Source organism: Pseudomonas sp. WS 5532 (genome assembly GCF_012985445.1).
Taxonomy (GTDB): domain Bacteria; phylum Pseudomonadota; class Gammaproteobacteria; order Pseudomonadales; family Pseudomonadaceae; genus Aquipseudomonas; species Aquipseudomonas edaphica.
Genome location: NZ_JAAQWK010000023.1, coordinates 57,723 through 77,654 on the forward strand (window position 1 = coordinate 57,723; position 19,932 = coordinate 77,654).

The following is a 19,932-nucleotide window of genomic DNA, read 5'->3' on the forward strand; positions in this document are numbered from 1 at the left end:
GCCGCTGTCTTTAGTTTTCCTGCAACAACGGTTGCAAGGCTTTGTCGATGGCTTCCCGGGCCCGGAAAATCCGTGACCTTACAGTCCCCACCGGACACTGCATGACGCTCGCAATGTCTTCGTAACTGAGACCATCGAATTCACGTAAAGTTAACGCCGTACGCAAATCTTCTGGCAGTTGCTGAATAGTGCGATGAACGGTGCCTTCGATCTCGTCGCGCAGCAAAGCACGTTCCGGCGACTCGAGATCTTTGAGGCCGTGATCACCATCGTAAAATTCTGCATCTTCTGAACTTACATCACTGTCCGGTGGGCGGCGGCCGCGAGACACCAGATAGTTCTTCGCCGTGTTAATGGCGATGCGGTACAGCCACGTGTAAAACGCACTGTCACCGCGAAAATTGCCAAGTGCACGGTACGCCTTGATAAAGGCTTCCTGTGCAACGTCCTGCGCTTCATGGGTGTCGTGCACAAACCGCACGATCAACCCGAGAATTTTGTGCTGGTATTTCAGCACTAGCAGATCAAATGCTCGCTTGTCGCCACGTTGAACGCGCTCGACCAGCTGCTGATCCTCTTCCTGGGTTAGCATGAACACTCCTCGTTGTACTCGCAGGAGGCTTGCATAACTAAACGATCAGGCTTGCAAACATAGACTAGGACTTCTCGCAAAAGTTCTCCCCCTCCAAGCAAGTTTCCGGCATGCACTGATTTGGCACACACGAAAAACGCAGCACGGGCTAGGCCGGCTGCGCGAATAATCTTGTCGCCGGTTTTCTGACGCGTCCAATGCTCCCGACGGGCCAATAAACTCAACGTTTTCCCAGCTTTCGGGCAACCTGCTATTGAGTCGGGGCTCATGCAAAAAGTTCCCATCCCAATAGCCGGCCCATATGACCCCAGCTGTGCACCGTAATTTCACATTGCCACGAATGCCCGGCTATTGTGCCGCTCCCCCCCTCTATATACTAGTGGCCCGTGTGACCCTTTGATTCGCCGATCCAGGCGTCCTGTTTGCGCCAGCCCTTTGGATCGCTTTTTGCGGAATCCTTCAAATGAGCCAACAGTTTCAACACGATGTTCTGGTGATCGGTAGCGGTGCGGCCGGCTTGAGCCTGGCACTCACCCTCCCCAGCCACCTGCGCATTGCGGTCCTGAGCAAGGGCGACCTGGCCAATGGCTCGACTTTCTGGGCCCAGGGCGGTGTCGCAGCCGTGCTGGACGACACCGATACCGTGCAATCCCACGTCGAAGACACCCTTAACGCCGGCGGCGGCCTGTGCAACGAAGACGCGGTGCGCTTCACCGTCGAGCATAGCCGCGAAGCCATCCAATGGCTGATCGACCAGGGCGTGCCGTTCACCCGCGACGAACACGCGGGCAGCGATGACGGCGGATTCGAGTTCCACCTGACCCGCGAAGGTGGCCACAGCCATCGCCGCATCATCCACGCCGCCGATGCTACTGGCGCCGCCATCTTCAAGACCCTGCTCGAGCAAGCCCGCCAACGCCCCAACATCGAATTGCTGGAGCAACGCGTCGCCGTCGACCTGATCACCGAAAAGCGTCTGGGCCTGGACGGCGAACGCTGCCTCGGCGCCTACGTGCTCAACCGCGCCAGTGGCGAAGTGGACACCTACGGCGCACGCTTCACCATTCTCGCCTCAGGCGGTGCCGCCAAGGTCTACCTCTATACCAGCAACCCCGACGGCGCCTGCGGTGACGGTATCGCCATGGCCTGGCGTTCAGGCTGTCGGGTGGCCAATCTGGAATTCAACCAGTTCCACCCCACCTGCCTGTATCACCCGCAAGCCAAGAGCTTCCTCATCACCGAAGCCCTGCGCGGTGAAGGTGCGCACCTGAAACTTCCCAACGGCGAGCGCTTCATGCAGCGCTTCGACCCCCGCGCCGAACTGGCGCCACGGGATATCGTGGCCCGCGCCATCGACCACGAAATGAAGCGCCTGGGCATCGACTGCGTCTACCTCGACATCAGCCACAAGCCCGAAGCCTTCATCAAGACGCACTTTCCCACCGTCTATGAGCGCTGCCTGGCGTTCAACATCGATATCACCAAAGGCCCGATCCCGGTGGTCCCGGCCGCGCACTACACTTGCGGTGGCGTGATGGTCGACCAACACGGTCGCACCGACGTGCCCGGCCTGTATGCGATCGGCGAAACCAGCTTCACCGGCCTGCACGGCGCCAATCGCATGGCCAGCAACTCGCTGCTCGAATGTTTCGTCTACGCACGCTCGGCGGCCACCGACATCCTTGAACAGCTACCCCGCATCCCGGTGCCCGCTGCCCTGCCGCGCTGGGACGCCAGCCAGGTGACCGACTCCGACGAAGACGTGATCATCGCCCACAACTGGGACGAACTGCGGCGCTTCATGTGGGACTACGTAGGCATTGTGCGCACCAATAAGCGCCTGGCACGGGCTCAACACCGCGTGCGTTTGCTACTGGACGAAATCGACGAGTTCTACAGCAACTACAAAGTCAGCCGCGATCTGATCGAGTTGCGCAACCTGGCCCAGGTTGCCGAGTTGATGATCCGCTCAGCCATGGAACGCAAGGAAAGCCGCGGCCTGCATTACACCCTCGACTACCCGCAGATGCTGCCCGAAGCCCGCGACACTATTCTGGTGCCAGCCACCTACGGCGACTGAACTTCAAGCGCACCCGCAGGCGCCGGTGCACATCGGCGACCTGCGAATCCATAGGTACACAGACCGAACGCACCCACCACTCGCCCTGCACCCGATAGCGCAGCACCACGATCAGCGGCAACGCCAGGCTGTCCGGACGCAGCTGTACGCTGTGCCAGCCGCGCTCGGCACTGAACAATTGCCAGCCATCTTCGTCACGGCGCAGGCCACGAATCGACGAACGGTGAGTCAGCAGGATATGACGCGGCAACACCCAGGCGGCATGGGCCAGGCACAGCAGAATGACAAGGCTTGCGAAGGGCAAATCGATAAACAACAAGGCACCCAGCGCGAACAACTGGGCAAGCAGGTACGCCGCCAGCAACAGCCGTGAGGCCTGCCAGCGGCATTCGAAGCGATTACTTGGGCTGGACACGATCCAGGATCATCCGAACCATGCGCTGCAACTCCGGGTCTTCAGATTCGGCGCGTTCCATGAACCAACCGAACATGTCCTGGTCTTCGCACGTCAGCAGCCGCACATAGAGATCGCGGTCTACCTTATCCAGCGTCGCGTACACTTCTTTAGTGAACGGCACCAGCAACACATCCAACTCCAGCATGCCACGGCGGCTGTGCCAGTAGAGGCGGTTGATTTCTACATCTTCGACCATGGACTGCTCCTCAAATAGCGCGCAAGTATACAGGCCCAACGGCAGCGGAACACTCGGCTTTGGTCGCCCCATACGGAAACTATCCATTTGCCGGGCGCCCCTCTATGATGCACGCATGACTTTTTGACCTGCGAAGACCCATGGCCGACTCTGCATTTTTCTGCCCCCTGACACACGAAGGCGTCCTTGCCGTCCGCGGCTCCGACGCCGCCAAGTTCCTGCAAGGGCAACTGACCTGCAACCTCAATTACCTGAGCGACACCCAGGCCAGCCTTGGTGCGCGTTGTACGCAAAAAGGCCGCATGCAGTCGAGTTTTCGCATCCTGCTGCAAGGTGACGGCGTGTTGCTGGCCATGGCCACTGAGCTGCTCGAACCGCAACTGGCAGACCTGAAGAAATACGCGGTGTTCTCCAAATCCAAACTCACCGACGAAAGCGCCGCCTGGGCACGCTTTGGTCTCTCGAATGCGGATCAAACCCTGGCCACCCTTGGGCTTGAGCTGCCAACTGAAACCGACAGCGTGGTGCGCACCGACACATTGATTGCCATTCGTGTCTCCCAGAACCGCGCCGAACTCTGGGTGCCTGCCGAACACGCCGAAGGCGTACGCCAGCAATTGGCCAGCCAACTGCAACAAGCTGACTTGAATGACTGGTTGCTCGGCCAGATCCGCGCCGGCATCGGCCAGGTCATGCCGCAGACCCGCGAACTGTTTATCCCGCAGATGCTTAACCTGCAGGCCGTAGGCGGCGTCAGCTTCAAAAAAGGCTGCTACACCGGCCAGGAAATCGTCGCGCGCATGCAGTACCTGGGCAAACTCAAGCGTCGCCTGTATCGCCTGAGCCTCAATGCGGCGCAATTGCCCGAGCCAGGCACTCCGCTGTTCTCGCCCAACCATAACAGCGCGATCGGCGAAGTCGTCATCGCGGCAAAAGCTGACCATTCCATTGAACTTCTGGCCGTGCTGCAAGCCGAAGCTGCCGACAGCGGCGATGTGCACGTAGGCACCCTGGAAGGCCCAGGCCTCAACCTGCTCGATCTGCCGTACCTATTGGATCGAGATAAAGAGATCCAGCGTTAATCGCCGCACCTTTTTGCAACACCCTAGAGAGCATGAATGAACAAGCTGGCGGAAAAAGTCCAACAGGCTTTGGTAACGGCCATCGACAACGATGACCTGGTTCTGCCGACATTACCGGAAGTGGCCTTGAACATTCGTCAGGCCGCGGAAGACCCGGAGATCAGCATCAGCCACTTGAGCAAAGTGATCGGTCGCGATACCGCGCTGTCGGCGCGCCTGATCAAAGTGGTGAACAGCCCGCTGCTACGCGCAACCCAGGAAGTCACTGATCTGCATACCGCCATCACGCGGCTGGGCACCAACTACAGCAGCAACCTGGCCATCGGTCTGGTCATGGAACAGATCTTCCACGCCCGCTCCGAAGTCGTCGAACTAAAAATGCGCGAAGTGTGGCGCCGCAGCCTGGAAGTGGCGGGCGTGAGTTATGCCTTGTGCCGCAACCACAGCCACCTCAAGCCGGACCAGGCCGCCCTCGGCGGGCTGGTGCATCAGATTGGTGTGCTGCCGATCCTCACCTACGCCGAAGACCGTTACGAGCTGTTGGCCGACCCGGTCAGCCTCAACCATGTCATCGACAGTATTCACCCGTTGCTGGGTGACAAACTGCTGGGTGTGTGGGATTTCCCGGAAATGCTGGCCAAGCTGCCGGGGCAGTACCTGGATTTGGAGCGTGACTCCCCAAGCCTGGACTACATCGACGTGGTGCAAATCGCCGTACTGTATTGCCACCGAGGCACCGCGCATCCCTTGGCCAACGTAGACGTTACCAGCCTGCCGGCGCTCAAGAAGCTGCGCATCGACCCCTACAGCGAGACACTGCGTGCCGAGCTGGATGAAGCGCGCTCGATGTTCTATTGACTACCCCGCGATAAAACTCACCCGCACCTTCAACCCCGCCAATTCACCATCATGCAGGCTGATCTGCGCCAAATGCGCCCGGCAGATCTCGCCGACAATCGCCAGCCCCAAGCCCGAGCCCATGCCCTGCTGGCTGCGGCGGTAGAAACGTTCGAAGACCCGGTCCCGCTCATCCAGCGGGATGCCTGGGCCGTCATCTTCAACTTCCAGGATCGCCGGCGCGGTCACCCGCAGAATCACGTTCCCGCCCGATGGGGTGTGGGCCAGGGCGTTATCCACCAGGTTGCTCAGCAGTTCATTCAGCAAGGTCGGCTCACCGCGCAGCCACACCGGTTCGTCCGCCTCCAATGCCAGGGCAACGCCCCGCGCGTGGGCCAGCGGCGCCATGGCCATGCCGAGTTCCCGCGCCAGCTGGCTGAGGTCAAGCAATTGCGCACCGCCCTCGGCAATCGCCCGCGCGCCGTTTTCGATGCGTGCCAGGGACAGCAATTGGTTGGCCAAGTGGGTCAGACGGTCGGTGCCTTGGGCTGCGGTTTCCAAGGTACTGCGCCACGTCGCCGGGTCGCTGCTGCGCAGGCCCAGCTCAAGCCGGGCCTTGAGCGCCGCCAGCGGGGTGCGCAATTCGTGGGCGGCGTCGGCGATAAACTGCGCCTGGCGCTCGAACTGGCCGCGCAAGCGCTCGGTGAAATGATTAAGCGAGCGCACTAACGGGCCGAACTCATGCTGCACCTCCACCAGCGGCAGCGGGCGCAAGTCGTCGGGCTGGCGTTCTTCCACGGCGGTGCGCAGGCGTTCCAGCGGGCGCAGTGCCGCACTCACGGCAAACCACACCAGCAATAACGCACCGACCGCCAGCATGCCCAGGCGCAGCAAAGTGTCGGCCATCAGGCTGCGAGCCATGCTCTCGCGAGCTTCGTCAGTTTCGGCCACGCGAATTTCCGCCATGCCGTTCATGTTCGGCTCTGACACCGCCTTGAGCAGGCTGACCACCCGCACATGCTGGCCCTGGTACATGGCGTTGTAGAACCGCGCCAACGCCGGGTAATCATCGGTGCGCGGCGTGCCCGGCGGTGGGCCAGGGAGGTTTTCGTAGCCGGAGATCAATTTTCGGTCGATGTCATTGACCTGATAATAGATCCGCCCGGCACTGTCGTAGGCGAAGGTATCCAGCGCCACATACGGCACATTGGCACTCAGGGTGCCGTCCACCTGGGTCAACCCGGCGGCGATGGTGCGCGCAGAAGCCAGCAAAGTGCGGTCATAGGCGGTGTCGGCAGCTTCGCGGCCATTCCAGTAAGCACTCATGCCGCTGGCGAGCATCAGCACCACCAGCAGCAGCGCCAGGTTCCACAGCAGCCGCCAGCGCAGGCTGCTGGGCTTATGCATCACGGGCTTCCAGCAAGTAGCCAAGGCCACGGAAGGTCACGATGGCGATGGGCTGGCCGTCGAGCTTCTTGCGCAGGCGGTGCACGTAGATTTCAATCGCGTCGGGGCTGGCTTCCTCGTCCAGGCCGAACACCTGGGAAGCCAGTTGCTCCTTGCTCATCACGCGGCCGGGCCGCGCGATCAGCGCCTCAAGCACCGCCTGCTCGCGAGAGGTCAACGTCATCAGCTCGCCGCCCACGGTGAAACGCCGGGTATCCAGGTCGTAGACCAGCACGCCGCACGCCTGCTGACGTTCACCGCCCAGCACACTGCGGCGCAACAGCGCCTTGACCCGCGCTTCCAGCTCGGTCAACTCGAAGGGCTTGGCCAGGTAGTCATCAGCGCCCAGGTTCAGGCCATGCACACGGTCTTTTACATCACTGCGCGCCGTCAACATCAACACTGGCAGATTTTTCCCACGCGCCCGCAGACGCGCCAACACCTCAAAACCATCCATGCGCGGCAGCCCCACATCGAGGATCACCACCGCATATTCCTCGCTGCTCAAGGCCAGGTCCGCGGCCACGCCGTCGTGCAGTACGTCGACGGTCAAACCCGTGCTCTTGAGCGCTTGGGCAACACTTTCGGCGAGTTGCAGATGGTCTTCAACCAAGAGGACACGCATGGATTTTCACCTCGTTCGGGCATGGTCGACGCCACGCTTTGGCGGGCAGTTTACAGGCGCCGCCTGCCCTGTGAAGCCCGAAAACATTGAAAGGCAGCTGAAAGGTTAGTGAAAGCTTCGCCCTTTAGCATCCAGCAACGGTGGGTAATGCCCGCCGAGCTACCTGATCAGTAGCGATCGAAAAACGCCTCGAAGCGTTTTCGCCAAAATAAGAACAATAACGGAGTACACCACGATGCTGTCGACCCAGCCCCAGGCTTGCCCGCCTGTGCGTTTTTCCCGTCTTGCCAAGACCGCCCTTGCCAGTGCCACCGCCCTTGCCGGCTTTTCGCCGCTTGCCCAGGCTGCCTTCTTTGAAGACAGTAGCGCGACCCTGGAAACCCGCAATATGTACTTCAACCGCGACTTTCGCGACGGCACCAGCGCGCAGCAATCCAAGCGCGACGAATGGGCTCAGGGCTTCATGCTCAACCTGCAATCGGGCTACACCGACGGCACCGTCGGCTTTGGTGTGGACGCGCTGGGCATGCTCGGGGTCAAGCTCGACTCCAGCCCCGACCGCACAGGTTCTGGCTTGCTGCCCACTGACAACGGCCGCGCTGTCGACGACTACGCCAAACTCGGCCTGACCGGCAAAGTGAAGATCTCCGCCACCGAACTCAAGATCGGTGCGCTGATCCCCGAACTGCCGACCCTCAAGCCCAACGACGGCCGCATCCTGCCGCAGACCTTCAACGGTGGCTTGCTGACCTCCAAAGAATTCAAAAACATGGTGTTTACCGGCGGCCGCCTGGACAAAGCCAAAGACCGCGATTCCACCGACTACGAAGAAATCGCCCTCAACAACAAGAACAGCCGTTTCGTCAGCGGCGCTACCGGCAAGCACTTCAACTTCGGCGGCGTGGACTACAAGTTCGCCGACAAGATCACCGGCAGTTACCACTTCGCCCAACTCGATGACGTGTACCGCCAGCACTTCCTCGGCCTGGTTGCCTCGCGCCCGCTCGGCCCCGGCACCTTCGGCACCGACCTGCGCCTGGCCATCAGTGATGACACGGGCGCGGCCCATGGCGGCAAGATCGACAACAGATCCCTCAACGGCCTGTTCAGCTATGCCCTCAATGGCCATAAGCTCAGCGCCGGCTACCAGCACATGTCCGGCGACAGCGCCTTTCCGTATGTGGATGGGGCCGACCCGTACCTGGTCAACTTCGTACAGATCAACGACTTTGCCGGCGCCGAAGAACGCTCCTGGCAAGCGCGCTACGACTACGACTTCGCCAAGCTGGGCATTCCCGGCTTGAGCTTCATGAGCCGTTACCTGTCGGGTGACAACATCAAGCTCAAGAACGGCGAGACCGGCAAGGAGTGGGAACGCAACAGCGAGATCCGCTACATCGTACAAAGTGGCACGTTCAAGGATGTCGCGTTTCGCCTGCGTAATGCCACGTACCGCTCCAACTACTCGGCCCGTGATGCGGATGAAGTACGCGTGCTGGTCAGCTATAGCGTCGCACTTTGGTAGTAGCCCCTAAATAACAACAAGACGGAGATTCAAATGACCTATTCACTGCGTAAATTGGCCCTCGCCGCCGGCTGCATGTTGTTCGCCGGCCAACTACTGGCCGCCGACGAACCCAAACGCCCGGAATGCATCGCCCCAGCCTCCCCCGGCGGTGGTTTTGACCTGACCTGCAAACTGGCGCAAAGCGCGTTGGTCAATGAGAAGCTGCTGAGTAAACCGATGCGTGTGACCTACATGCCCGGCGGCGTGGGCGCGGTGGCCTATAACGCGGTGGTAGCACAGCGCCCAGCGGACGGCGGCACACTGGTGGCCTGGTCCAGCGGTTCGCTGTTGAACCTGGCCCAGGGCAAGTTCGGCCGTTTTGATGAAAGCGCCGTGCGTTGGTTGGCAGCGGTCGGCACCAGCTACGGTGCCATCGCAGTGAAAAGCGATTCGCCCTACAAGACCCTCGACGATCTCGTCAAAGCCTTGAAGAAAGATCCGGGCAGCGTGGTGATCGGTTCCGGCGGCACCGTAGGCAGTCAGGACTGGATGCAAACCGCCCTGATCGCCAAGGCCGCCGGCATCAACCCGCGCGAACTGCGTTATGTCGCCCTCGAAGGCGGCGGTGAAATCGCCACCGCCCTGCTCGGCGGCCACATCCAGGTGGGCAGCACCGACATCTCCGACTCCATGCCGCACATCCTCAGCGGTGACATGCGCCTGCTAGCGGTGTTCGCCGAAGAGCGCCTGGACGAGCCGGAAATGAAGAACATTCCGACCGCCAAAGAGCAAGGCTACGACATCGTCTGGCCAGTGGTCCGCGGTTTCTACCTCGGGCCAAAAGTCAGCGATGCCGACTACGCCTGGTGGAAAGAAGCGTTCGACAAACTGCTGGCCTCCGAAGAGTTCGCCAAGCTGCGTGACCAGCGCGAGCTGTTCCCGTTTGCCATGACCGGCCCGGAGCTCGACACCTACGTGAAGAAACAGGTGGCTGACTACAAAGTGCTGGCCAAAGAGTTCGGCCTGATCCAGTAATCGCCCCTCTTTTGCACGGCTGCGCCCTCTTTAACGGGCGGCGCGGCCCAGGAGTTCCACATGCTCTTACAACGCATTTTCGCCTCGGTGATGCTGCTGGTCTGCGCCGGCCTGGCACTGATGGCCTGGCCGTATCAGGCGGCGTTTTCCTACGAGCCGGTCGGCCCACGTGCCTTTCCGCTGCTGATGCTCGGCCTGATGAGCCTGGGCCTGATCTACATGATCTTTCGCCCGCAGCCAATCAAGCACACCGAAGAAGAACCCGCGCTGGACCGCGAAACCCTGATCAAGATCAGCCTTTGCGTCGCGCTGCTGATCGTGTTTGCCGGCACTTTCGAGCCCTTGGGCTTCATCCTCAGCAGCATGTTGATCGGCATTCCAATGGCACGCCTGTATGGCGGCCGCTGGTTGCCCAGCGTAGTGATCGTCACCCTCATGGCTATCGGCCTGTACCTGCTGTTCGACAAGGCCATGGATGTACCGCTGCCCCTCGGCCTGCTTGAAGTTCTGGAGAACTGATATGGATACGTTCAGCTATTTGGGCCAGGGCTTCGGCGTTGCACTGACCCCTTACAATCTGGTGACCGCGCTGTGTGGCACCTTGATCGGCACCGTGGTCGGCCTGTTGCCAGGCCTGGGCCCGATCAATGGCGTGGCCTTGTTGATCCCCATCGCGTTCGCGTTGGGCCTGCCGCCGGAATCGGCGCTGATCCTGCTCGCGGCTGTGTACCTGGGCTGCGAATACGGCGGCCGTATCAGCTCGATCCTGCTCAACATCCCGGGCGAAGCTTCTACCGTAATGACCACCCTCGACGGCTACCCGATGGCCCGCAAAGGCCTGGCCGGTGTGGCGTTGTCGCTGTCGGCATGGAGTTCGTTCATCGGCGCGTTTATCGCCACCTGCGGCATGGTGCTGTTTGCGCCGCTGCTGGCCAAATGGGCGATTGCCTTCGGCCCGGCGGAATATTTCGTACTGATGGTGTTCGCGATTGTCTGCCTGGGCGGCATGGCCGGTGACAAACCGCTGAAGACGTTTGTTGCAGCGCTGATCGGCCTGTTCCTCTCGGCCGTGGGCATCGATGCCAACAGCGGCGTGTACCGTTTTACCGGCGACAACATCCACCTCACCGACGGCATCCAGTTTGTGGTGTTGGTACTGGGCCTGTTCTCCATCAGCGAAATCCTGTTGCTGCTGGAAAAAACCCACCGTGGCCAGGAAGCCGTGAAAGCCACTGGGCGCATGATGTTCAATGTCAAGGAAGCCGCATCAGTGTTTGTCGTGAACATTCGTTGCGGCGTGCTCGGCTTTATCATGGGTGTCTTGCCGGGTGCCGGCGCGACTTTGGCCAGTGCCGTGGCCTACATGACCGAGAAGCGCATCGCCGGCGCCTCGGGCGAATTCGGTAAAGGTGACAAACGCGGTCTGGCTGCACCGGAAACTGCGATCGGCGCGGCCGCTTGTGGCGCTCTGGTCCCCATGTTGACTCTCGGCGTGCCAGGTTCTGGCACCACCGCAGTGATGATCGGCGCCCTGTCGCTGTACAACATCACCCCCGGCCCGCTGCTGTTCCAACAACAGCCGGACATCGTCTGGGGCCTGATCGCTTCGTTGTTTGTAGCTAACATCATGCTGGTGATCCTTAACATCCCGATGATCCGCATCTTCACACGCATCCTCGCCGTACCGAACTGGGCGCTGGTGCCGGTAATCGCCATCATCACCGCCATCGGTGTGTACGCGGTTCACGCCACCACCTTCGACCTGTTCCTGATGGTCGGCATCGGCATCTTCGGTTACATCCTGCGCAAGCTGGACTTCCCGCTGTCGCCGGTACTGCTGGGCTTTATCCTCGGTGGCCTGATGGAGCAGAACCTGCGCCGCGCGCTGTCGATCTCCAACGGTGCGCTGGAAATCCTCTGGTCCAGCCCGATCACCTTTGGCGTGTGGGTGCTGACGGCGATCATGTTGTTCGTGCCGCTGCTGCGTATCTGGCGTAAACGTGCCCAACAGCGTCGCGCCCTGGCCGATGTCTGAGGTCACCTTTAATCAATGGTGGGCAACACCGCTGGTCGGCCTGGCCGGCGGTTACCTGGCCAGCCTCGTCGGCTGGCCTTTGCCCTATATGGTCGGCTCGTTGCTGGCGATTATCCTGGTGCGTTGCCTCACGCCGTGGCAGTTGGCGGAGATTCCCGGCGGGCGCAAATGTGGCCAATGGGTGGTAGGCATCGGCATCGGGCTGCACTTCACACCGGTGGTGATCGAACAGGTAATGAGCCACTTCGGGCTGATTTTCTTCGGTGCGCTGATCACCAGCCTGTCGAGCGTGGTCGGCGTGTGGTTGATGCGCCGCAGCGGCGAAGACCGCGCCACCGCGTTTTTCTCCAGCATGCCGGGCGGTTCCGGTGAAATGGTCAACCTCGGCGCCCGTAATGGCGCAGTGCTCAGCCGTGTCGCAGCGGGGCAAAGTTTGCGTGTGCTGGTGGTGGTGCTGTGTGTGCCGGCGATCTTCAAGTACTTGCTCGAAGGCGGCACGCCGCAGTTTCACCCGGCGCCAGTGAGTTGGGGTTGGCTGGCGCTGCTGTTCCCGCTGGGCGCGCTGGTGGCCTGGGGCTGGCAGCGTTTACGTCAGCCAAACCCGTGGTTGTTCGGGCCACTGTTAGTCAGCGCGACTGCCAGTGTTGTCTGGGACTTGCATTACGGCCTGCCGGACGGCGGCAGCCAGATCGGCCAGTGGCTGATCGGCAGCGGCCTGGGCTGCCACTTCAACCGTCAGTTCTTCCGTCGTGCGCCGTCGTTCATGGGCCGTACCTTGATCGGCACCGCCTTGACCATGGCGCTTGCGACGTTGGCGGCGGTGGGCTTGAGCGCGCTGACGCAGCTGGATTTGCGCTCACTCACCCTGGGCATGATGCCGGGCGGCATTGCCGAAATGAGCCTCACGGCAGAGACTTTGCAGCTGTCGGTGCCTTTGGTAACGGCAATGCAGGTAATGCGCTTGTTGTTTGTGCTGTTTTTGGCTGAGCCGTTGTTCAGGCACTGGAATCGTCAGCCGGAAAAAATCTAAGCCTTCAAAAAATTCCAATGTGGGAGCTGGCTTGCCTGCGATAGCGGTGGTTCAGTCAATAAATGTATCGGCTGACAGACCGTCATCGCAGGCAAGCCAGCTCCCACATTAGGTTGTGACTAACCTTTAGAGTGGCGGCAACCGCCACTCAATCGGCGTCTCGCCATTCTGCTCAAGAAACTTGTTGGTACGACCGAAGTGCCCACACCCCAAAAACCCGCGATACGCCGACAGCGGCGACGGGTGCACCGAGGTCAGCACCAGGTGCTTGGTCGCATCCACCAGCTTTTGCTTGCCTTGCGCATGGGCGCCCCACAACAGGAACACCAGGTGCGGCTGGTGCTCGCTGACCACTTCGATCACACGATCGGTAAAGAACTGCCAGCCCTTGCCCGCGTGGGCATTGGCATTCGCGCGCTCCACGGTCATGGTGGTGTTGAGCATCAGCACGCCCTGTTCGGCCCAGCTTTGCAGGCAGCCGTGGTTGGGAATGTCGATGTTCAGGTCGCGCTTGAGTTCTTTGTAGATATTGACCAGCGACGGCGGCGTTGGCACGCCCGGTTGTACCGAGAAGCACAGGCCATGGGCCTGGCCGGGGCCGTGGTATGGGTCCTGGCCGAGGATCACCACCTTGACCTTGTCCAACGGCGTGGAGTTGAGCGCATTGAAGATCAGCGGGCCAGGCGGGTAGATCTCTTTGCCGGCGGCATGTTCCTGGCGCAGGAACTCGCGTAGTTCGGCCATGTAGGGCTTGTCGAACTCATCCCGCAGGGCGTGTTTCCAGCTGGGTTCGAGTTTGATGCGGTCGCCTTCGGTCATGGTGTGTTCATCGTGTAAAAAAGAATGGGCGAACCCTAGGAAAGCCGACCCCGCTTGTCAATTGATCTGACACATCATCGGCACTTTCCTTTGAAGCGTTCATACTGAACCTTCACTTTCTCGATTGAGGTCACGATGAACCTGCACTTCGAAGAGCTGACCGGCAGCGACGGTGCCCGCCTCGGCATCGCCAGCCTGGACGCGGAAAAATCCCTCAACGCGCTGTCCCTGCCCATGATCCTGGCCTTGGACGAACGCCTGGAGGCCTGGGCCAAAGACCCGAATATCGTGTGTGTACTGCTGTGCGGCAATGGCCCCAAAGCCTTTTGCGCCGGTGGCGAAGTCCGCAGCCTGGCCCAGGCCTGCCGTGAACTCCCCGGCGAAGTGCCCGCCCTGGCCGCGCAGTTCTTCGCCGCTGAATACCGCCTCGACTACCGCCTGCACACCTACCCCAAACCGCTGATCTGCTGGGGGCACGGTTATGTGCTCGGCGGTGGTATGGGCCTGCTGCAGAGCGCTTCGGTGCGTATCGTCACGCCGAGCAGCCGCCTGGCCATGCCCGAGATCAGCATCGGCTTGTACCCGGATGTGGGGGCCAGTTGGTTCCTGTCGCGGTTACCGGGCAAGCTGGGGTTATTCCTTGGCCTCACCGGCGCCCATATCAACGGCCGCGATGCGTTGGACCTGGGCCTGGCCGACCGTTTCCTGCGCGATGACCAGCAGGAAGCGTTGATAGATGGCCTGCTGCAATTGAACTGGCAGGAACAAACCGCGATGCAGCTCAACAGCCTGCTCAAGGCGCTCGCCCAGGAAGCCGTCGACCAGCAACCCGAAGCGCAATGGCTGCCGCGCCGTGCGCAGATCGACGAATGGCTGGATGTGGCTGATGTGCGCTGTGCCTGGCGCGCCTTGAGCCCGTTACGTGAGCACGCCGACCCGCTGTTCAGCCGCGCCGGCAAAAACCTGAGTGAAGGCTGCCCGCTGACCGCGCACCTGGTGTGGGAGCAGATCCAGCGGGCGCGGCACCTGTCGTTGGCCGAGGTGTTCCAGATGGAATACACACTGAGCCTCAATTGCTGCCGTTACCCGGAGTTTGCCGAAGGCGTGCGGGCGCGCTTGATCGACAAGGACCAGACGCCCCATTGGCACTGGCCGGATATCAATACCATTCCCGACGCCGTGGTCGAAGCGCACTTTCACAAGGCTTGGGAAGGACGGCACCCGCTGGCGGATTTATCCGACATCTAACGGTGCCCCCCACCATGCCCACCGCCTCGGTTGCCGCCCTGGGTATGCCCACCACCATTGCCCCAACGGTTACCACCGCCCCAACCCTGGTTCGGATACGGCCGGTAACCGGGCCGTGGGTAGTAGCGCGGCGCCGGCTGGTAATAACGCGGCGCCGAATAATAGCGCGGCGGCGGCGCGTAATAGCTGCGTCCGTATTGGTAGTAAGCAGGGCCGCCGTAGTAATAAGCGGGCGCCGGTGCGGTGTAGACCTCGGAGCGGTAGTAAGTGGCGCCACCGTCGTAATAGGGCACACACGCGGAGAGGGTCAGGCCAAATAAAGCGCTAAGCAGCAGTCGTCGATACATGGCGGCCTCCTGGACCGCTGGGGAGCACCTTCAGCGACGCTGAAGGGCGGCATTCGTCTTTCAATGAATGACGAAATATCTGACATCAAAAACCGAATCTGGTGCGTTTTTGACACAGTTTGAAATACCTGTTTCGGACGAACTGAACGCCTCATTGCAGTGCGACGGCGCACCAGCACAACGCACGTCAGCGCACCAGCCAACCACCACCTCGCTGCAACCCCGCGCCCTAGAGGCCCACCCACCACTTGGCACGACTCTCGCTTTAGCAAGCCTGTGCAGGATTCATCACAGGTTCGCGGCACCACAATTTGCAATGGCCGACTAGGGTTCCGGCTCGCTTGAAAAGCGAGTGGCTGGTCCGAGAGTTGGCGACCTCCAGTTGAGGTTACACGGCGGGATAAAAGCCCGGGAGACAAGCCACCGTTCACGGTGCCGCGTTGCTCCTGCTCGCCCATGTTCAACTGGAGAAGCCCCATGCCCACAATCCGTTTACCCGCCCTGCTCGCCGCCGCCTTCGCCGCCGTGCTGAGCTTTCAAACCCAAGCCGCGACCAAAGACCACTTCAGTGTGTGCTGGACTATCTATGCCGGCTGGATGCCGTGGGAATACGCCGGCAGCCAAGGCATCCTCGACAAGTGGGCCAAGAAGTACGGCATCAAGATCGACATGGTGCAGCTCAATGACTATGTCGAGTCCATCAACCAATACACCGCTGGCCAGTTCGACGGCTGCACCATGACCAACATGGACGCCCTGACCATTCCCGCCGCCGGTGGTGTGGACAGCACCGCGCTGGTGGTCAGCGACTTTTCCAACGGCAATGATGGCGTGGTGATCAAGGGCACCGGCAAGACCGTGGCCGACCTCAAGGGCATGAACGTCAACCTGGTGGAACTCTCGGTGTCTCACTACCTGCTCGCCCGCGCCCTGGAATCCGCTGATCTCACCGAAAAAGACCTCAAAGTCGTCAACACCTCCGACGCCGACATCGCCGCGGCCTTCAACACCGACCAGGTGCAAGCCGTGACCACCTGGAACCCGATGCTCTCCGAGATCAAGGCTAAACCGGGCGTCACCCAAGTGTTCGACTCCAGCAAAGTGCCCGGCGAAATCATGGACATGATGGTGGTCAACACCCAAACCCTCAAAGACAACCCGGCCCTGGGCAAAGCGCTGACCGGCGCCTGGTTTGAAGTGGTCGCGCTGATGAACGCCAAAAACGCTGCCAGCACCGCGGCGCTTGAACATATGGCCAAGGCCTCCGGCACCGACCTCAAGGGTTTCCAGGCGCAACTGGACACCACCAAGCTGTTCGCCACGCCCAAGGAAGCGCTGGCGTTCGCCACCAGCGCGCAACTGCCCGCCACCCTGCGCAAGGTCGCCGAGTTCTCGTTTGAACACGGCCTGCTCGGCGAAGGGGCCAGGGACGCCAGCGCCGTGGGCATGAGCTTCGCCAATGGCATCACCAGCGGCGACACCGCCAACCTCAAGCTGCATTTCGACCCCAGCTACGTGCAGATGGCCGCCGACGGCACGCTGTAAGAGGACCCGGCCATGCGCCTGATCAACCGTCACCCGGAACGCTCCAGCCGCCTGCTGTTGGTGCTGCTGCCGTTCGCCCTGCTGCTGTTCGCCTACTTTGTAGGCTCGGCCGAGCGCCTGGCGGATAACCCCAACGACAAACTGCTGCCCAGCGCCGCGCAAATGGGCGACGCGGTGAAACGCCTGGCGTTCAGCGCCGATACGCGCACCGGTGAATATGTGCTGTGGCAAGACAGCGCCTCCAGCCTGCGCCGCCTGGCGATCGGCTTGGGCATCAGCGCCCTCGCCGGCCTGTGCCTGGGCATCGCCGCCGGCACACTGCCGTTGTTTGGCGCGCCGTTGTCGCCACTGCTCACGGTGCTGTCAATGGTGCCGCCACTGGCGATCCTGCCGATTCTGTTCATCGTGTTTGGGCTGGGAGAGTTGTCCAAAGTCATGCTGATCGTCATCGGTGTAACACCGTGCCTGGCGCGCGACCTGGAACAGCGCGCCCGGGAAATACCCGTCGAGTTGCTGGTCAAGGCACAGACCCTCGGCGCCTCCACCTGGACCCTGATGCTGCGTGTGGTGCTACCGCAACTGCTGCCACGTCTGCTGATCTCGCTGCGGCTGATGCTCGGCTCGGCGTGGTTGTTCCTGATCGCCGCCGAAGCCATCGCCTCCACCGACGGCCTCGGCTACCGGATCTTCCTGGTGCGCCGCTACCTGGCGATGGACGTGATCTTGCCCTACGTGGTGTGGATCACCCTGCTCGCCTGGCTGATGGACTGGGGCCTCAAAACCCTCACACGGCGTGCGTTCCCCTGGTACGAAGGAGCGCGGCCATGAGTTTTATCAGCGTCAACAATGTGTGGCAGCGCTATGGCGAACAGGTGGTGCTGGAAGGGCTCAACCTGCATGTCGATGAGGGTGAGTTTTGCACCCTGGTCGGCACGTCCGGCTGCGGCAAATCGACCTTCCTGCGCTTGTTGCTGGGCCAGGAAACCGCGAGCAAAGGCCAGATCCTGCTGGACGGCCAACCACTTGCCGGCGAACCGGATGCCAGCCGTGGCGTGGTGTTCCAGCGTTACTCGGTGTTCCCGCATTTGACGGTGCTGGACAACGTTGCGCTTGGCCTTGAGCTACCGCGCTCGCCGCTGCTGGGACGGCTGTTCGGCAAAGCCAAACAAGAAGCACGGGAACAGGCCGCCGCCCTGCTGCAAAAAGTCGGCCTCGGCCACGCACTGGACAAATACCCGGCGCAGCTCTCCGGCGGCATGCAGCAACGCCTGGCCATCGCCCAAGCCCTGATCATGAAACCCCGCGTGTTGCTGCTGGACGAACCCTTCGGCGCCCTCGACCCGGGCATTCGCAAAGACATGCATCAGCTGTTGCTGGCGCTATGGCGCGAAACCCGGCTGACGGTGTTCATGGTCACCCACGACCTCAGCGAAGGTTTCAGCCTCGGCACGCGCTTGCTGGTGTTCGACAAAGTTCGTGTCGACCCCCACGCCCCCGGCGCCTATGGCGCGCGCATCACCTACGACATCCCTTTGAACAGCGAGCGCCGTAAAGCGCTGGCCGCCGAACTTGGAGCGACTTGCAAATGACCGATTCCATTCAACTGTTCCCACCCTTCGCCGAAGAAATGCTGCCCGGCGGCGGCCACCGCTCCTTTGTGCTCAAGCGCGGCCAACTGCTGCGCCTCACGGATATTCGCGGTGGCGCCAACGTCAGCCTGACCCTGCTCAATGCCAATGAAAAAACCGAGCGTCTGAACCTGCCCGACAGCCTCAAATGCCAACACACCGCCAAGCTCACCCGCGGCCATTGCCTGTACTCGGACATGGGCCGCGTGCTGGCCGCCATCACCGCCGACACCTGCGGCTGGAGTGACAGCATCGGCGGCGTGCTGTGCGCCGCCGAAGTGGCCGAGAAGTACGGCCAGGGCCGTTATCAGGAGCTGCGCAACGGCTTCTTTCGCAACGGCACCGACAACCTGTTGGTGGAATTGGGCAAGTGGGGGTTGGGGCTTAGCGACCTGTTGATGACCCTCAACCTGTTCAGCCGGGTCAGCGTTGACGAAGGCGGCGGCCTGCACTTTGTACCGGGCAATTCCAAAGCCGGCGACTACATCGAACTCTACGCGCCGATGGACACACTGGTGGTGCTGACCGCGCTGCAACACCCGATGGACCCCAACCCGAACTACGCGCCGCAACCGCTGAAACTCAGCTGGATGAACGCCGATTCCAGCGTCGCCGAACACTGCCGTACTTCGCGCCCGGAAAACGAGCGCGGCTTTATCAACACCGACCGCCTGTTCGCCTGAGGAACTGCCATGTCTATCGCACTGAAACAACCCGAGGCAGCCGTGTACCGCGCCACCATTCCTGCTGGCGAGCCCTGGCTGATGGAGGTCAAGGCCGGGCAGACCCTGCGCATCCTAGACATGGAGGGCAACCAGGCTGTCGACACGCTGTTCTACAGCCGCAAAAACCCCAAGGAACGCTACGACGTACAGCGCACATTACGCCGGCAAAACCGCGTGTACCTGAGCACCGGCAGCGTGCTGTATTCCAACCTTGGCCAGCCGATGCTGACCATCGTCGATGACACCTGTGGGCGCCACGACACCCTCGGCGGTGCCTGTGCCCAAGAGAGCAACACCGTGCGCTACGCTCTGGAAAAACGCTACATGCACAGCTGCCGCGACAACTACCTGCGCGCCTGCGCCCACGACGGCCGGCTGGGTAAAGGTGACATCGGGCCGAACATCAATTTCTTCATGAATGTGCCGGTCACCGCCGACGGCGGGCTGACCTTTGAAGACGGCATTTCCGCGCCCGGCAAGTACGTCGACCTGCGTGCGCAGATGGACGTGATCGTGCTGATCTCCAACTGCCCGCAACTGAACAACCCATGCAACGGCTACAACCCGACCCCTGCGGAGTTACTGGTATGGAACTGAAAATAAAACGCCTGCGTAAGTGGTTATTCGCCCTGTGCCAGTCCCGAGCCGGGCAATGCATCCGAAAACACTAGCGATCAACTGTGGGAGCTGGCTTGCCT

The 19,932-nt window shown here is 61.4% G+C and carries 21 protein-coding genes and 1 riboswitch; of the genes, 14 read left to right on the top strand and 7 right to left on the bottom strand.

Annotation, left to right across the window (positions count from 1 at the left end; genetic code table 11):
• Nucleotides 1-10 precede the first annotated feature (10 nt).
• Nucleotides 11-592 carry an RNA polymerase sigma factor RpoE gene (rpoE, locus tag HBO23_RS28240; RefSeq protein ID WP_003172477.1) on the bottom strand — a complete coding sequence of 194 codons (582 nt, stop codon included), beginning with the start codon at nucleotides 590-592 and terminating at the stop codon, nucleotides 11-13.
• A 463-nt stretch (nucleotides 593-1,055) separates the two neighbouring features.
• On the opposite strand from rpoE, the gene nadB reads away from it, so the two are divergent.
• On the top strand, nucleotides 1,056-2,672 hold the full coding sequence (nadB, locus tag HBO23_RS28245; RefSeq protein WP_017137328.1) for an L-aspartate oxidase: 1,617 nt from the start codon (nucleotides 1,056-1,058) through the stop codon (nucleotides 2,670-2,672).
• Here the strand turns inward: nadB and HBO23_RS28250 are convergent.
• Both HBO23_RS28250 and HBO23_RS28255 read right to left on the bottom strand, forming a co-directional pair.
• Nucleotides 2,641-3,087: a protein YgfX gene (locus tag HBO23_RS28250; protein WP_170040573.1), complete on the bottom strand. Its 447-nt coding sequence runs from the start codon at nucleotides 3,085-3,087 to the stop codon at nucleotides 2,641-2,643. The two genes, nadB and HBO23_RS28250, sit on opposite strands and share 32 nt — an antisense overlap.
• The gene (locus HBO23_RS28255) at nucleotides 3,071-3,325 is read right to left on the bottom strand and encodes a succinate dehydrogenase assembly factor 2 (protein WP_017736358.1); all 255 of its coding nucleotides are present in this window, start codon (nucleotides 3,323-3,325) and stop codon (nucleotides 3,071-3,073) included. The genes HBO23_RS28250 and HBO23_RS28255 overlap by 17 nt, the downstream gene beginning before the upstream one ends.
• Nucleotides 3,326-3,465: 140 nt before the next feature.
• On the opposite strand from HBO23_RS28255, the gene HBO23_RS28260 reads away from it, so the two are divergent.
• Together HBO23_RS28260 and HBO23_RS28265 are read left to right on the top strand one after the other, a co-directional pair.
• Nucleotides 3,466-4,407, top strand: a complete 942-nt coding sequence (locus HBO23_RS28260; RefSeq protein WP_170040574.1) for a folate-binding protein YgfZ — start codon at nucleotides 3,466-3,468, stop codon at nucleotides 4,405-4,407.
• 36 nt (nucleotides 4,408-4,443) lie between these two features.
• Nucleotides 4,444-5,265, top strand: coding sequence for an HDOD domain-containing protein (locus tag HBO23_RS28265; protein WP_017137324.1), 822 nt, complete (start codon nucleotides 4,444-4,446; stop codon nucleotides 5,263-5,265).
• Here the strand turns inward: HBO23_RS28265 and HBO23_RS28270 are convergent, their stop codons facing one another.
• Together HBO23_RS28270 and HBO23_RS28275 are read right to left on the bottom strand one after the other, a co-directional pair.
• Nucleotides 5,266-6,651, bottom strand: a complete 1,386-nt coding sequence (locus HBO23_RS28270) for a sensor histidine kinase (RefSeq protein ID WP_017137323.1) — start codon at nucleotides 6,649-6,651, stop codon at nucleotides 5,266-5,268.
• Entirely contained in the window at nucleotides 6,644-7,315 is a 672-nt protein-coding gene (locus tag HBO23_RS28275) for a response regulator (protein WP_017137322.1), read from the bottom strand. Before HBO23_RS28275 ends, HBO23_RS28270 begins: the two co-directional genes overlap by 8 nt.
• Before the next feature lie 235 nt (nucleotides 7,316-7,550).
• On the opposite strand from HBO23_RS28275, the gene HBO23_RS28280 reads away from it, so the two are divergent.
• Genes HBO23_RS28280 through HBO23_RS28300 form a run of 5 tightly spaced genes read left to right on the top strand, consistent with a single transcriptional unit; the run spans nucleotide 7,551 to nucleotide 12,922 of the window.
• Nucleotides 7,551-8,840: an OprD family porin gene (locus HBO23_RS28280; protein WP_170040575.1), complete on the top strand. Its 1,290-nt coding sequence runs from the start codon at nucleotides 7,551-7,553 to the stop codon at nucleotides 8,838-8,840.
• A 27-nt stretch (nucleotides 8,841-8,867) separates the two neighbouring features.
• Nucleotides 8,868-9,857: a tripartite tricarboxylate transporter substrate binding protein gene (locus tag HBO23_RS28285; RefSeq protein ID WP_169985851.1), complete on the top strand. Its 990-nt coding sequence runs from the start codon at nucleotides 8,868-8,870 to the stop codon at nucleotides 9,855-9,857.
• A gap of 60 nt (nucleotides 9,858-9,917) precedes the next feature.
• A complete protein-coding gene (locus HBO23_RS28290) occupies nucleotides 9,918-10,376 on the top strand; it encodes a tripartite tricarboxylate transporter TctB family protein (protein WP_170040576.1) in 459 nt (152 codons plus the stop codon).
• Between the two features lies 1 nt (nucleotide 10,377).
• Nucleotides 10,378-11,892, top strand: a complete 1,515-nt coding sequence (locus HBO23_RS28295; RefSeq protein ID WP_017137318.1) for a tripartite tricarboxylate transporter permease — start codon at nucleotides 10,378-10,380, stop codon at nucleotides 11,890-11,892.
• Nucleotides 11,885-12,922, top strand: a complete 1,038-nt coding sequence (locus HBO23_RS28300) for an AbrB family transcriptional regulator (RefSeq protein WP_170040577.1) — start codon at nucleotides 11,885-11,887, stop codon at nucleotides 12,920-12,922. The genes HBO23_RS28295 and HBO23_RS28300 overlap by 8 nt, the downstream gene beginning before the upstream one ends.
• Nucleotides 12,923-13,048: 126 nt before the next feature.
• Here HBO23_RS28300 and ung read toward each other — a convergent pair whose 3' ends face one another.
• On the bottom strand, nucleotides 13,049-13,741 hold the full coding sequence (ung, locus tag HBO23_RS28305; protein ID WP_169985500.1) for a uracil-DNA glycosylase: 693 nt from the start codon (nucleotides 13,739-13,741) through the stop codon (nucleotides 13,049-13,051).
• Between the two features lie 135 nt (nucleotides 13,742-13,876).
• Here ung and HBO23_RS28310 point away from each other — a divergent pair, with 135 nt between their 5' ends.
• A complete protein-coding gene (locus HBO23_RS28310; RefSeq protein ID WP_170040578.1) occupies nucleotides 13,877-14,989 on the top strand; it encodes an enoyl-CoA hydratase/isomerase family protein in 1,113 nt (370 codons plus the stop codon).
• Here the strand turns inward: HBO23_RS28310 and HBO23_RS28315 are convergent.
• Nucleotides 14,986-15,336: a hypothetical protein gene (locus tag HBO23_RS28315; protein WP_170040579.1), complete on the bottom strand. Its 351-nt coding sequence runs from the start codon at nucleotides 15,334-15,336 to the stop codon at nucleotides 14,986-14,988. The genes HBO23_RS28310 and HBO23_RS28315 overlap by 4 nt on opposite strands.
• A 313-nt stretch (nucleotides 15,337-15,649) precedes the next feature.
• Nucleotides 15,650-15,753: riboswitch (guanidine-I (ykkC/yxkD leader) on the top strand.
• A 60-nt stretch (nucleotides 15,754-15,813) separates the two neighbouring features.
• Here HBO23_RS28315 and HBO23_RS28320 point away from each other — a divergent pair.
• From HBO23_RS28320 to HBO23_RS28340, 5 genes are read left to right on the top strand one after another with little or no spacing between them, the layout of a single operon-like run.
• Nucleotides 15,814-16,881, top strand: coding sequence for a putative urea ABC transporter substrate-binding protein (locus HBO23_RS28320; protein ID WP_017137312.1), 1,068 nt, complete (start codon nucleotides 15,814-15,816; stop codon nucleotides 16,879-16,881).
• Between the two features lie 12 nt (nucleotides 16,882-16,893).
• Entirely contained in the window at nucleotides 16,894-17,709 is an 816-nt protein-coding gene (locus tag HBO23_RS28325; RefSeq protein WP_017137311.1) for an ABC transporter permease, read from the top strand.
• Complete coding sequence (locus HBO23_RS28330) at nucleotides 17,706-18,470, top strand: ABC transporter ATP-binding protein (protein WP_170040580.1); 765 nt, start codon at nucleotides 17,706-17,708, stop codon at nucleotides 18,468-18,470. The genes HBO23_RS28325 and HBO23_RS28330 overlap by 4 nt, the downstream gene beginning before the upstream one ends.
• Entirely contained in the window at nucleotides 18,467-19,192 is a 726-nt protein-coding gene (locus HBO23_RS28335; protein ID WP_138453786.1) for an urea amidolyase associated protein UAAP1, read from the top strand. Before HBO23_RS28330 ends, HBO23_RS28335 begins: the two co-directional genes overlap by 4 nt.
• 9 nt (nucleotides 19,193-19,201) lie before the next feature.
• The gene (locus HBO23_RS28340; RefSeq protein WP_170040581.1) at nucleotides 19,202-19,831 is read left to right on the top strand and encodes an urea amidolyase associated protein UAAP2; all 630 of its coding nucleotides are present in this window, start codon (nucleotides 19,202-19,204) and stop codon (nucleotides 19,829-19,831) included.
• Nucleotides 19,832-19,932: the final 101 nt, after the last annotated feature.

Excerpts from the sequence above, each read along its gene's own strand:
- rpoE (WP_003172477.1), bottom strand. The coding sequence starts at position 592 with ATGCTAACCCAGGAAGAGGATCAGCAGCTGGTCGAGCGCGTTCAACGT.
- nadB (WP_017137328.1), top strand. The coding sequence starts at position 1,056 with ATGAGCCAACAGTTTCAACACGATGTTCTGGTGATCGGTAGCGGTGCG.
- HBO23_RS28255 (WP_017736358.1), bottom strand. The coding sequence starts at position 3,325 with ATGGTCGAAGATGTAGAAATCAACCGCCTCTACTGGCACAGCCGCCGT.
- HBO23_RS28260 (WP_170040574.1), top strand. The coding sequence starts at position 3,466 with ATGGCCGACTCTGCATTTTTCTGCCCCCTGACACACGAAGGCGTCCTT.
- HBO23_RS28265 (WP_017137324.1), top strand. The coding sequence starts at position 4,444 with ATGAACAAGCTGGCGGAAAAAGTCCAACAGGCTTTGGTAACGGCCATC.
- HBO23_RS28270 (WP_017137323.1), bottom strand. The coding sequence starts at position 6,651 with ATGCATAAGCCCAGCAGCCTGCGCTGGCGGCTGCTGTGGAACCTGGCG.
- HBO23_RS28275 (WP_017137322.1), bottom strand. The coding sequence starts at position 7,315 with ATGCGTGTCCTCTTGGTTGAAGACCATCTGCAACTCGCCGAAAGTGTT.
- HBO23_RS28280 (WP_170040575.1), top strand. The coding sequence starts at position 7,551 with ATGCTGTCGACCCAGCCCCAGGCTTGCCCGCCTGTGCGTTTTTCCCGT.
- HBO23_RS28290 (WP_170040576.1), top strand. The coding sequence starts at position 9,918 with ATGCTCTTACAACGCATTTTCGCCTCGGTGATGCTGCTGGTCTGCGCC.
- HBO23_RS28295 (WP_017137318.1), top strand. The coding sequence starts at position 10,378 with ATGGATACGTTCAGCTATTTGGGCCAGGGCTTCGGCGTTGCACTGACC.
- HBO23_RS28300 (WP_170040577.1), top strand. The coding sequence starts at position 11,885 with ATGTCTGAGGTCACCTTTAATCAATGGTGGGCAACACCGCTGGTCGGC.
- ung (WP_169985500.1), bottom strand. The coding sequence starts at position 13,741 with ATGACCGAAGGCGACCGCATCAAACTCGAACCCAGCTGGAAACACGCC.
- HBO23_RS28310 (WP_170040578.1), top strand. The coding sequence starts at position 13,877 with ATGAACCTGCACTTCGAAGAGCTGACCGGCAGCGACGGTGCCCGCCTC.
- HBO23_RS28315 (WP_170040579.1), bottom strand. The coding sequence starts at position 15,336 with ATGTATCGACGACTGCTGCTTAGCGCTTTATTTGGCCTGACCCTCTCC.
- HBO23_RS28320 (WP_017137312.1), top strand. The coding sequence starts at position 15,814 with ATGCCCACAATCCGTTTACCCGCCCTGCTCGCCGCCGCCTTCGCCGCC.
- HBO23_RS28325 (WP_017137311.1), top strand. The coding sequence starts at position 16,894 with ATGCGCCTGATCAACCGTCACCCGGAACGCTCCAGCCGCCTGCTGTTG.
- HBO23_RS28330 (WP_170040580.1), top strand. The coding sequence starts at position 17,706 with ATGAGTTTTATCAGCGTCAACAATGTGTGGCAGCGCTATGGCGAACAG.
- HBO23_RS28335 (WP_138453786.1), top strand. The coding sequence starts at position 18,467 with ATGACCGATTCCATTCAACTGTTCCCACCCTTCGCCGAAGAAATGCTG.
- HBO23_RS28340 (WP_170040581.1), top strand. The coding sequence starts at position 19,202 with ATGTCTATCGCACTGAAACAACCCGAGGCAGCCGTGTACCGCGCCACC.